The sequence below is a fragment of the Streptomyces sp. NPDC004031 genome, assembly GCF_053604375.1.
Genome location: NZ_JBSGHL010000082.1, coordinates 18,336 through 29,836, shown reverse-complemented (window position 1 = coordinate 29,836; position 11,501 = coordinate 18,336). Strand labels below are relative to the sequence as shown.

Genomic DNA, 11,501 nt, shown 5'->3' with positions numbered 1-11,501 from the left:
GGTGAGTGTTCTTTGGCGTTGGCCGGTGGTGTGACGGTGATGGCGACGCCGGGTGCGTTTGTGGAGTTTTCGCGGCAGCGTGGGTTGGCGGTGGATGGTCGTTGTAAGTCGTTCGGTGCGGGGGCGGATGGTACGGGGTGGGGTGAGGGTGTGGGTTTGGTGTTGTTGGAGCGGTTGTCGGATGCGCGGCGTCGTGGGCATCGGGTGTGGGGTGTGGTGCGGGGTTCTGCGATCAATCAGGATGGTGCGAGTAACGGTTTGACGGCGCCGAATGGTCCGTCGCAGCAGCGGGTGATTCGGCAGGCGTTGGCGAATGCGCGGTTGTCGGGTGCTGATGTGGATGTGGTGGAGGCGCATGGTACGGGGACGCGGTTGGGTGATCCGATCGAGGCGCAGGCGCTGATCGCCACCTACGGTCAGGGGCGTGCTGCGGAAAGGCCTTTGTGGCTGGGGTCGGTGAAATCCAATATCGGGCACACCCAGGCCGCCGCCGGTATGGCGGGCCTGATCAAAATGGTCATGGCCATGCAGCACGGCGTCCTCCCCGCGAGCCTGCACATCGACGCGCCGACCCCGCACGTCGACTGGAGCAGCGGTTCCGTCGAGCTGCTGACCCGCGCCGTGGAGTGGCCCGAGGACGTGGACCGGCCGCGCCGCGCGGGCATCTCCGCCTTCGGCATCTCCGGCACCAACGCCCACGTCATCGTCGAGGCCGCACCGCCCGAGCCCGCGGACGGACCGGAGACGGACCAGCCGGTGTTCACGGCCGCCGCGCCGCTCGGCGGCGCGCTGCCGTGGGTGGTCTCCGCCGCCTCGCCCGCCGCGCTGCGCGCGCAGGCCGCGCGGCTCGCCGACTTCGCCGAAGCGGCGGGGCCCGGGGCGGTGGACGTGGGCTGGTCGCTGGTCTCCGGCCGGGCCGTGCTGGACCACCGTGCCGTGGTCGTCGGCGAGGACGCCGGCCAACTGCTCGCGGGGCTGCGGGCATTGGCCGAGGACGAGCCGTCCGGCGCGGTGGTGGGCGGCGAACCGGTGGCGGGCAGCGCGGGCGCGGTGCTCGTCTTCCCGGGGCAGGGCGGTCAGTGGCGGGGGATGGGCGCCGAACTCCTGGACGTCTCGCCGGTGTTCGCGGCGCGGATCGGTGAGTGCGGGCGGGCGCTCGCGCCGTACGTGGACTGGTCGCTGGAGGATGTGTTGCGCGGGACCGCGCCTGGCGTGGACGTGGACCGGGTGGACGTTGTGCAGCCCGCGCTGTGGGCGGTCATGGTGTCGCTCGCCGCGGTGTGGGAGGCGTACGGGGTGCGTGCGGCGGCCGTCGTCGGTCACTCGCAGGGCGAGATCGCCGCCGCCGTCGTCGCGGGCGCGCTCACCCTCGAGGACGGCGCCCGTGTCGTGGCGGTCAGGGCCCAGGCACTGCGGGCCCTCGCCGGACGCGGCGCGATGGCCTCGCTCGGCGTCGGGCCCGACGCGGCCGAGGCGCTGCTCGCCGACCGGCCCGGCGTGGTGGTCGCCGCCGTCAACGGCCCGTCCTCCACGGTCGTTTCGGGCCCGCCGGAGGAGGTCGCGCAGGTCGTGGCCCAGGTCGAGGCGGAGGGCGTACGGGCCCGCCTGGTCGATGTGGACTACGCCTCGCACAGCCCGCACGTGGACGAGATCGCCGCCGAGCTGCTCACCCGGCTCGACGGGATCGCCCCGGTGGACACCGCGACCGCCTTCTACTCCTCCCTCACCGGCCGACAGGCGGACCCGGCGACGCTGGACGCGCGGTACTGGGTGGAGAACCTGCGCCACCGGGTCGAATTCGCGCAGGCCGTCGAGGCCGTGCTCGCCGACGGCTACCGGGTGCTGGTCGAGTCGGGTCCGCATCCGGTGCTGAGCACGGGAGTCCAGGAGACGGCCCAGGCACTGGACCTGGCGGTGGCGACGGTCCCGACGCTGCTGCGCGACAAGGGCGGCGCCGACCAACTGCTGCGGGCGCTGGCCCAGGCGTTCACCGCGGGTCTGACCGTGGACTGGAAGGCCTGGTACGGCGCCCCGGCCGGCGCCCCCGCCGTGCCCACCGTCGACCTGCCCACGTACGCCTTCCAGCGGCGGCACTACTGGATCGACCCCGCCACGCTCGACGGGCCCGGCGACGCCCGCGGCTTCGGCCTCACCGCCGCCGGGCACCCGCTGCTGGACGCCGCCGTCCACCTCGCCGGGAGCGACGAGATCCTGCTCACCGGCCGGATCGCGCTCGACGCCCACCCCTGGATCGCCGACCACGCGGTGGCCGGGTCCGTCCTGCTGCCCGGCACGGCCTTCGTCGACCTCGCGGTGCGCGCGGGCGACGAGGCGGGCTGCGACCTGGTCGAGGAACTCGTCCTGGAGACCCCGCTGATCCTCCCCGAGGACGGCGCCGTACGGCTCCAGCTCGCCGTCTCCGCGCCTGCCCCGGACGGAAGGCGCACCTTCACCGTCCACTCCCGGCCCGACACCAGCGGCGGCCCCGGCGGCGACGACCCCTGGACGCGGCACGCCAGCGGCACCCTCGCCACCGGCGCCCGCCCGGACGGCTTCGACTTCACGCAGTGGCCCCCGCCCGGGGCCGAAGCACTCCCGCTCGACGGCCTGCACGCCGGGCTCGCCGCCGCGGGCTACGGCTACGGTCCCGCCTTCCGCGGCCTCAAGGCCGCCTGGCGGCGCGGCGACGAGGTCTTCGCCGAGGCCGCGCTCGACGCCGAACTCCAGGCCGGTGCCGCCGACTTCGGCCTGCACCCGGCCCTGCTGGACGCCGCGCTCCAGGCCGGTGGCATCGGCCGCGGCAGCACACCGGAAGGGCAGATGCTGCTGCCCTTCACCTGGAACGGCGTCACCCTGCACGCGGCGGGCGCGAGCGCCCTGCGGGTCCGCATGGTCCCGCTCGCCGACGGGGTCGCGCTCGGCGCCGCCGACGGTACGGGCCGCCCCGTCGCCACCGCCGAGGCCGTCCGGTCTCGCCCGGTGGCCCTGGACCAGCTGCGTCCCGCGAACGCCGGGCCCGACGGCCTCTACCGCGTCGAGTGGACCCCCGCCACCGCCCGGGACGGCGTACTCGCCACCGCCCTGTGCGAGGTGCTGGGCCCCGACGACCTCGGCCTGGCGCAGGCCCTGGAGACCGCGGGCCACGGCGAGTCCGCCCCCGGCGACGACCGGCACGGCGCCGCGGAAGACCGCGAGCGCGTCCAGGTGCTGCCCGTCGCGCCCCTGCCCGGCGCGGGTCTCGACGACCCCGCGGGGCTCGCCGCCGCCGTGCACGCCGAGACCGTACGGCTGCTGGGCCTGCTCCAGCAGTGGCTCGGCGACGAGCGCAACGCGGGCGTGCGGCTCGCCCTGGTGACGCGCGGCGCGCAGTCCACGGGCGCCGAACGCGTCGCCGACCTCGCGCACTCCGCGCTGTGGGGCCTCACGCGCTCCGCCCAGCTGGAGAACATCGACCGGCTCGTCCTCGTCGATCTCGACCCCGCCGACCCCGACGCGGCCCGCTCGCTGCCCGCCGCCCTGGCACTCGCCCTCGGCGCCGGTGAGCCGCAGGTCGTCGTACGCGGAGGCGAACTCCTCGTCCCCCGGCTCGCCCCGGCGGGCGCGGCCCCAGGCGACGCGGCAACCCCGCCCCTCGACCCCGAGGGCACCGTCCTGGTCACCGGCGGCACCGGCACCATCGGCGCCCTCGTCGCCCGGCACCTGGTCACCGCCCACGGGGTTCGGCACCTGCTGCTCACCAGCAGGCAGGGCCCGCAGGCCCCCGGCGCCGACGCGCTGCGCGGTGAACTGGCCGCCCTGGGCGCCGAGGTGACCGTCGCCGCCTGCGACGTCGCCGACCGGGAAGCGCTCGCCGCGCTGCTCGCCTCCGTACCCGGGGAGCACCCGCTCACCGGTGTCGTGCACGCCGCCGGGGCGACCGACGACGGCACGCTTCCCTCGCTCACCCCGGACAAGCTGCACACCGTGCTGCGGCCCAAGGCCGACGCGGCGCTCAACCTGCACGAACTGACGCAGCATCAGAAGCTCGCGGCCTTCGTGCTGTTCTCCTCCACCGGAGGGGTCGCGGGTGTCGCGGGCCAGGCCAACTACGCCGCCGCCAACGCCTTCCTCGACGCCCTCGCGCAGGACCGCCGGGCGGCCGGACTGCCCGGACAGTCGCTGGGCTGGGGCCACTGGGAGCAGAGCAGCGGCATCACCGGGGCGCTGGCCGACCAGGACATCGCCCGCATGGAGCGCTCCGGCATCCGCGCGATGAGCTCCGAGCAGGGCCTGGCCCTGCTCGACGCGGCGTCCCTGCACCCCGACGCGCTGCTGGTGCCCGCCCGGCTCGACCTGGGCGCGCTGCGCGAACTGGCCGCCTCGGGCGTCCTGCCGCGCATCCTCGGCGGCCTGGTCCGCACCCGCCCGGCCGCCCGCCGCACCAGTACGGCCGAGGCGGCGGACCCGGCGCCGCTGGCCGAACGGCTGGCCGGGCTGGCGCCCGCCGAGCGCGCCCGCACCCTGCTGGAGCTGGTCCGCCGCAACGTCGCGGCCGTGCTCGGGCTCGGGGACGTCCTCGCGGTCGACCCGGCCCGCCCGTTCAAGGAGATCGGCTTCGACTCGCTGACCGCGGTCGAGCTGCGCAACCGGCTCAGCCGCAGCACCGGCGTCACCCTGCCGGCCACCCTCGTCTTCGACATCCCCACCCCCGCGCTGCTCGCCGACCACCTGCGCGACCGCCTCGCCCTCGGGGAGGCGACCGGGCCCGACGCGCTGCTGCGCGAGCTGGACCGGCTGGAGAGCCAAGTGGACCGGCTCGCCGGGGACGAGGAGCGCGACGCGGTCACCGCCCGGCTCGAAGCCCTGCTCGCGCGCTGCCGCCCCGGCACGGAGGCGGCCGCCGCGGACGGCGAGGGCGTCGTCGAACAGCTCCAGGCGGCCTCGGCCGACGAAGTCCTGCAATTCATCGACTCCCACCTGAGCACGTCCTGAAACAGGACCTGAAAGAGGACCGTCATGGCGAATCAGGAACAGCTGGTCGATTACCTCAAACGGGTGGCCGCGGACCTGCACACCGCGCAGCAGAAGCTGCGCGACCGCGAGGCGCGCGACAGCGAGCCGATCGCGATCGTGGGCATGGCGTGCCGCTACCCCGGCGGGGCCGACACACCGGAAGCCCTGTGGGAGCTGGTGGCCGCCGAACGCGACGTCATCTCGGCGATCCCCGACGACCGCGGCTGGGACCACAGCCGCTTCAACGACTCGGGCGAGACCGGCACGAGCTATGTGCGCGAGGGCGGCTTCCTGGACGCCATCGCGGACTTCGACGCCGACTTCTTCGACATCAACCCGCGCGAGGCGCTCGCGATGGACCCGCAGCAGCGGCTGCTGCTGGAGACCGCGTGGGAGGCCGTCGAGCGCGCCGGGATCGACCTGACCTCGCTGCGCGGCTCGCGCACCGGCGTCTTCGTCGGCGGCAGCACCGTCTACTACGGGGGGACCGGCGCGCACGCCCCCGAGGAGCTGGCCGGATACCTCGCCACGGGCCTGGCCGCCAGCTCCATGTCCGGCCGCATCTCCTACACCTTCGGCTTCGAGGGCCCGTCCTTCACCGTGGACACCGCCTGCTCGTCGTCGCTGGTCGCCCTGCACCTGGCGGTGCAGGCGCTGCGCCGCGGCGACTGCCCGCTGGCGCTCGCGGCGGGCGTGGCGATGATGCCGACGCCCGGCACGTTCCTGGAGTTCAGCAAGCTCAAGGGCCTCGCGGGCGACGGCCGGTGCAAGGCCTTCGCCGACGCGGCCGACGGCTTCGGCCCCTCCGAGGGCGTCGGCACCGTGCTGGTCGAGCGGCTGGCGGACGCCCAGCGCCTCGGCCACCCCGTCCTCGCCGTCGTCCGCGGCTCCGCGATCAACCAGGACGGCGCCTCCAACGGCCTCACCGCACCGCACGGCCCCGCGCAGGAACGCGTCATCCGGCAGGCCCTCGCCGACGCCCGGCTCTCCCCGCGCGACATCGACGTCGTCGAGGGCCACGGCACCGGCACCTCGCTCGGCGACCCCATCGAGGCGCAGGCGCTGATCGCCGCGTACGGGGGGCGGCGGGACGAGGGCGCCGAGCCGCTGTGGCTGGGGTCGGTCAAGTCCAACATCGGGCACACCCAGGCCGCCGCGGGCATGGCGGGCCTCATCAAGATGGTCTTCGCACTGCGGCACGGGCTGCTGCCGCGCACCCTGCACGTGTCCGACCCCACGCACCAGGTCGACTGGTCGCAGGGCAGCGTGCGCGTGCTGTCCGAGGCCCGGCCCTGGCCCGACGCCGGGCGCCCGCGCCGGGCGGGCGTGTCCTCCTTCGGCATGAGCGGCACCAACACGCACATCGTCGTCGAGCAGGCCCCGCCGGCCGAGCCCACCGCACCCGCGGAGGCGCCCGAGGCCACCGGGCCGGCCGCGGTGCCCTGGCTGGTGTCCGGCAGGGGCGAGGCGGCGCTGCGCGCCCAGGCCGCCCGGCTGCGGGAGTTCCTCGCCGCGCGCCCCGACGCCGATCCCGCCGGGGTCGGCTACGGGCTCGCGTGCACACGGGCCGCGCAGTCGCACCGCGCCGCCGTCGTCGCCGCCGACCGCGACACCCTGCTCGCCGGGCTCGGCTCGATCGCCGCCGGGGCGCCCGGCGGGCGCGTCGTCACCGGGGTGCCCGGCACCGGGGCGACGGTCTTCGTCTTCCCCGGCCAGGGCTCGCAGTGGGCGGGCATGGCCCTCGAACTCGCCGCCGCCTCCCCGGTCTTCGCCGGGCACTTCCGCACCTGCTGCGCGGCGGTCGAGCGCTTCGCCGACTACAGCGTGGAGGCGGTGCTGCGCGGCGACGCGGACGCGCCCTCCCTCGAACGTGTGGACGTCGTGCAGCCCGTCCTGTGGGCGGTCATGGTCGCGCTCGCCGAGCTGTGGCGCTCCTACGGTGTGGAGCCCGCCGCCGTGGTCGGCCACTCGCAGGGCGAGATCGCCGCCGCCTGCGTCGCGGGCATCCTCGGCGTGGAGGACGCCGCGCGCGTCGTCGTCCTGCGCTCCCGGGCGCTGCCGGAGCTGTCCGGCCGCGGCGGCATGGCGTCGGTGCCGCGGCCCGTCGCGGAGGTCGCCGAGCACCTGGAGCGCTGGTCCGGGCGGCTGTCCGTCGCGGCCGTCAACGGCCCCTCCTCCACGGTCGTGTCGGGCGACGCGGACGCGCTGGACGAACTGCTCGACGGCTACGCGGCCGACGACGTGCGCGCCAAGCGCATCCCCGTCGACTACGCCTCGCACTCCCCGCACGTCGACGCGCTGCGCGACCGGCTGCTGCGGGACCTCGCGGACGTCCGGCCGCGGCCCGGGACCGTACCGCTGTACTCCACGGTGACCGGCGAACCCGCCGACGGCGCCGCCATGGACGCCCGCTACTGGTACACCAACCTGCGCGAGCAGGTCCGCTTCGAGCAGGTCACCCGGGCGCTGCTGGCCGACGGGCACAGCACCTTCGTCGAGTGCAGCCCGCACCCCGTGCTCACCGTCGGCATGCAGGAGACGATGGACCAGGCGGGCGTGCACGCCGCCGCGATCGGCACGCTGCGCCGCAACGAAGGCGGCTGGGACCGCTTCCTGACCGCGCTCGCACAGGGCCACGCGCACGGCGCGCCCGTCGACTGGCGGCAGGTCTTCCCCGCCGGGACCCGGCCCGCCGAGCTGCCCACGTACGCCTTCCAGCGCCGCCGCTACTGGCTGGACGCCACCGGCACCTCCGCCGGCGACCCGGACGGCCTCGGGCTCGCCCCGGCCGCCCACCCGCTGCTCGGCGCCGTCACCGTGCTGGCCGAGGGCGAGCAGGTCGTCCTCACCGGGCGGCTCGGCCTGGACACCCACCCCTGGCTCGCCGACCACGCGGTGGCGGGCGCGGTGCTCGTGCCCGGCGCGGTCTTCGTGGAGCTGGCGGTACGGGCCGGGGACGAGGTCGGCTGCGGCCACCTGGAGGAACTGGTCCTGGCCAGCCCGCTCGTGCTGCCCGCCGAGGGCGCCGCGCACCTCCAGCTCGTGGTGGCCGCCCCCGACCGGGAGGGCCGCCGCACGCTGAGCGTCTACGCGCGCCCGGCAGGCTCCGACCGGCCCTGGGTGCCGCACGCCACCGGCATCCTCGCCGCCGGACCCGGCCCCGCCGCACCCGGCCCCGACCGCTGGCCGCCGGAGGGCGCCGAGTCGGTGCCGGTGGAGGGCGCCTACGACCAGCTCGCCGCGGCCGGTTACCGCTACGGGCCGAGCTTTCGCGGGCTCAAGGCCGCCTGGCGGCGCGGCGACGAGGTCTTCGCCGAGGTCGCGCTGCCCGACGAGCAGCGCCGCCAGGCCGCCGAGTTCGGCATCCACCCCGCCCTGCTGGACGGCGCCCTGCACGCCACCGGGCTCAGCGCGCTGCGCGGCGGCAGCACCCGCATGGCGCTGCCCTTCGCCTGGAACGGCGTCACGCTCGCCGCGTCCGGCGCCGAGATGCTCCGGGTCCGGCTCGCGCCCGCCGGTGACGACGGCCTGTCCGTGCACGCCTTCGACGCCGCGGGCCGCCCCGTGGTCGCGATCGGGTCGCTCGTCACCCGGCCCGTCGACGCCGCCGCGCTGTCCGCGGCCGGGGACGGCGCCGAGGACGTGCTGCTGCGCGTCACCTACCCGCCGCTGACCGGCGACGGCACCGGCGACGGCACCGGGGAGAGCACCGCGGACTGGGTCGCGGTCGCCGCCGACGGCTCGCCGCTGTGCCCCGAACTGCCCCGCCACCGCGACCTCGACGCGCTCGCCGCCGCCCTCGACGGCGGACTGCCCGCCCCGCCCGTCGCGCTGCTGGTGTGCGACCCGCAGGACGCCGACGGCCCCGGCCTGCCCGGCACCGTGCACCGGCGGCTGGCCGCCGTGCTCGCCGCGGTGCAGCGCTGGCTCGCCGACGAGCGCTTCGCGGCCACCCGGCTCGCCGTCACCACCCGCGGCGCGGTCGCCGCCCTCGACGGCGAGGACGTCACCGACCTCGCCCACGCGGGCGTATGGGGCCTGATCCGCTCCGCGCAGTCCGAACACCCCGACCGGCTCGTCCTGCTGGACCTGGACGGCCCGCGGCTCCCCGGAGCGGTGGCCGCCGCCGTGGCCGCGGGGGAGCGGCAGGTCGTCGTACGGGACGGCACCGTACGCGTCTGCCGTGTCGTCCCCGGCGAGGGCGCCGGCCTGGCCCTGCCCGACGCCCCCGGCTACCGGCTCGCCGCCGGGGCGGGCGGCACGCTGGACGCGCTGGAACTGGTCGCCGAGGCCGAGCCCGCGCCGCTGGGCCCCGGCGAGGTGCGGATCCGGGTCGGCGCGGCGGGCGTCAACTTCCGCGACGCCCTCATCGCGCTGGGCATGTACCCCGGCGACGCCGCCCTGCGCGGCAGCGAGGGCGCGGGCACCGTCGTCGAGACCGCGCCCGGCGTCACGTCCCCGGCGGTCGGGGAGCGCGTGATGGGCCTCTTCCAGGGCGCGTTCGGCTCGACCGCGGTCGCCGACGCGCGCGGCCTGGTCCCCGTACCCGAGGACTGGACCGACCGGCGGGCCGCCGCGGTGCCCATCGCGTACGTCACCGCGTGGCACGGGCTGCGCGGCCTCGCCGGACTGGGGAAGGGCGAGCGCGTGCTCGTCCACGCCGCGACCGGCGGGGTCGGCACCGCCGCCGTGCACATCGCCCGCCACCTGGGCGCCGAGGTGTACGCGACCGCCGGGCCCGGCAAGCAGCACGTGCTGGCAGCCATGGGCATCGACGCCGACCACCGCGCGTCCTCCCGCGACCTGGACTTCGAGGCCGCCTTCCGGGACGCCACCGGGGGCCGCGGCGTGGACGTCGTCCTCAACAGCCTGACCGGCGCCGCCACCGACGCCTCGCTGCGGCTGCTCGCGCCGGGCGGCCGCTTCGTCGAGATGGGCCTGACCGACGTCCGCGACCCGGCACGGCTCGCCGCCGACCACCCGGGCGTGGACTACCGCGTCCTGGACCTCGGCGCACCCGGCCCGGACGGCACGGGGCGGATGCTCGCCGAGATCGTGGACCTGCTCCGCAGCGGCGAACTGGCCCACCCGCCCGTGCGCGCCCACGACATCCGCCGGGCCCGCGAGGCCCTGCGGGTCATGAGCCGGGCCGCGCACATCGGCAAGCTCGTGCTGACCCTCCCGCGCCCCCTCGACCCCGACGGCACCGTCCTGGTCACCGGCGGCACCGGCACGCTGGGCGCCCTCGTGGCCCGCCACCTGGTCACCGCCCACGGCGTGCGGCACCTGCTGCTGACGAGCCGGCAGGGCGCCCAGGCACCCGGCGCCGACGCGCTGCGCGACGAACTCGCCGCCCTCGGCGCCGAGGCGACCCTCACCGCCTGCGACGCCGGGGACCGGGACGCGCTGCGCGACCTGCTCGCGTCCGTGCCCGCCACGCACCCGCTGACAGGCGTCGTGCACTGCGCGGGCGTCCTCGACGACGGCATGCTCGACACCCTCACCCCGGACCGGCTCGCCGCGGTGCTGCGCCCCAAGGCGGACGCGGCCTGGCATCTGCACGAGCTGACCCGGGACACGGACCTGGCCCTCTTCGTCCTCTTCTCCTCCGTCGTCGGCGTCCACGGCAACCCCTCGCAGGCCAACTACGCCGCCGCCAGCAGCTTCCTGGACGCGCTGGCCCGGCACCGGCAGGCCGTCGGGCTCCCCGGCCAGTCGCTCGCCTGGGGCATGTGGGAGCAGACCAGCACCCTCACCGGCGAGCTGGACGAGGGCATGCGGCAGCGCATCCGGCAGGCCGGCATGCTCCCGCTGCCCACCGGCCGGGCGCTCGCCCTGCTCGACCGGGCGCACGCCCGCGGCGACGCGCTGCTGGTGCCGATGCGGCGCCCGGCGGAGGCCTCGGCCCCCGCCGCGAGCCGCGCCAGGACCCGGCGCGTCGCCGACAGCGGCGCGGCCGCCGCCGCGGGGCCGGTCCTCGCCGAGCAGGTGGCCGCCCTGCCCGAGGAGGAGCGCGAGGGCGCCGTGCTGGAGGCGGTGTGCGCGCACATGGCCGCCGTGCTCGGCCACGACTCGGCCGACGAGATCCACACCGAACGCACCTTCAAGGAACTGGGCTTCGACTCGCTCACCGCCGTCGAACTGCGCAACCGGCTCTCCGCCGCGACCGGCCTGCGGCTGCCCGCCACCCTCGTCTTCGACTTCCCGCACCCCGCCGCCCTCGCCCGCCACCTGCGCGAGCAGATCGCCGCGACCGCCCCGGCCGCGCCGCAGGCCCCGCGGCCCGAGGCGGCGGACGACGCCACCGAACGCCGGGTACGGGAGCTGCTGGCGGCCGTACCGCTGCGCCGGCTGGAGGAGTCGGGGCTGCTGGACGCCCTGCTGCGGCTCGGCGACGCCGACGAACCCGCCGCCGCGGAGCCCGCCGGGAGCGGCGACGACCTCGCCGGGATGGACCTGGACCAGCTGGTGGACATGGCCCTGCGCAACGGCGGCTCCTGACATGGCCC

Annotated in this window: 2 protein-coding genes; both read left to right on the top strand. The window is 76.7% G+C overall.

Translation table 11 applies throughout. The features are described from left to right. Nucleotides 1-4,971: SDR family NAD(P)-dependent oxidoreductase (locus tag ACWERV_RS33835; protein ID WP_452940441.1), on the top strand; the 4,971-nt coding region annotated here is incomplete at its 5' end. Between the two features lie 24 nt (nucleotides 4,972-4,995). Then, complete coding sequence (locus ACWERV_RS33830; protein ID WP_452940440.1) at nucleotides 4,996-11,493, top strand: SDR family NAD(P)-dependent oxidoreductase; 6,498 nt, start codon at nucleotides 4,996-4,998, stop codon at nucleotides 11,491-11,493. Nucleotides 11,494-11,501 lie beyond the last annotated feature (8 nt).